Genomic DNA, 945 nt, shown 5'->3' with positions numbered 1-945 from the left:
ACCAGGCGACGAGCCAGCTCCGGGAAACGCACGTCATAGCAGGTCATCAATCCAACCTTAAGCCCGTCAACATCTACCAGCGGGGGTATCCGGTCGCCAGCACTCACATTACGTGACTCCTGCACGGCGAAAGCATCATACAGATGCAGCTTGTCATAGCGGGCGATAATCTCTCCGCCACGGAGAACGACCAGCACATTCAGCACGCGACCATCATCAGCCGGCACATGCAGGGTCAGCACCGTCGTCAGCGTATTACCACGACTGACGGCCAATAGCTGGCACAGGAAGGGACCATCCAGCTTTTGTGCGGATTTTACTGCCAGATCCGGGTCGGCAATATCCCTTGCCAGCACCGCTTCCGGCAGCACTAACAGACGCGCTCCCTGTTGCTGTGCCTGCTGCATAAAACCCACACAGGTCTGTGCATTGTCCTGCCACTCACGGCTGACCGCAAACTGCCCTAAAGCGACTTTCATCATCAGCCCAGCTCTTTAATATGGTAACGAGGGGATTCTTTGTAGCCCTCACGGGCATAAAACGCATTCGCTTTTTCACGCCGTTCATGGCAGTGCACCTCTACCCGGTCACAGCCACGCTCCATTGCCAGCTGCTCTGCATATTGTAACAACTGCTGCCCGGCCCCTTTGCTGCGCTCACCTTCGGCAATGCAGAAATAGCTGATACGGGCAAAATCTCCTGCCAGCGCAAGCTGTGGAATAAAATGCAGTGACAAAAACCCCAGTACCGTATTTCCCTGTTCAGCAATAAGAAGCCGCTCAGTCTCATCGATGATCAGTTGGGCAAGTCTGCGTTCAATAAAAGGCGCGGTATCCGCATATCCCAGTTCTGTTAACAATGCGCTGAGGGCAAAAGCATCTTTCGATTCAGCCAGACGAATATTCATGGTCATTCTCCGCAATATGCCAACGAGCCGGATAAAAC

General features: G+C 53.8%; 2 protein-coding genes. Both read right to left on the bottom strand.

What is annotated here, in order from left to right; translation table 11 throughout:
• Nucleotides 1-479, bottom strand: a 479-nt coding sequence (locus WH277_RS05510) for a nitrilase-related carbon-nitrogen hydrolase (protein WP_339504885.1), incomplete at its 3' end; no start/stop codon positions are given.
• A 2-nt stretch (nt 480-481) separates the two neighbouring features.
• Complete coding sequence (locus WH277_RS05505) at nt 482-907, bottom strand: GNAT family N-acetyltransferase (RefSeq protein WP_339454949.1); 426 nt, start codon at nt 905-907, stop codon at nt 482-484.
• Nucleotides 908-945: the final 38 nt, after the last annotated feature.

Origin of the sequence: Erwinia sp. MYb416 (genome assembly GCF_037479575.1) — a bacterium.
GTDB lineage: Bacteria > Pseudomonadota > Gammaproteobacteria > Enterobacterales > Enterobacteriaceae > Erwinia > Erwinia rhapontici.
Note: the sequence above shows the minus strand (reverse complement) of the source record. Positions and strands in the feature narration are given on the sequence as shown.

What these genes read in the sequence shown, in the direction of transcription:
- WH277_RS05505 (WP_339454949.1), bottom strand. Translation starts at nt 907, where the DNA reads ATGAATATTCGTCTGGCTGAATCGAAAGATGCTTTTGCCCTCAGCGCA.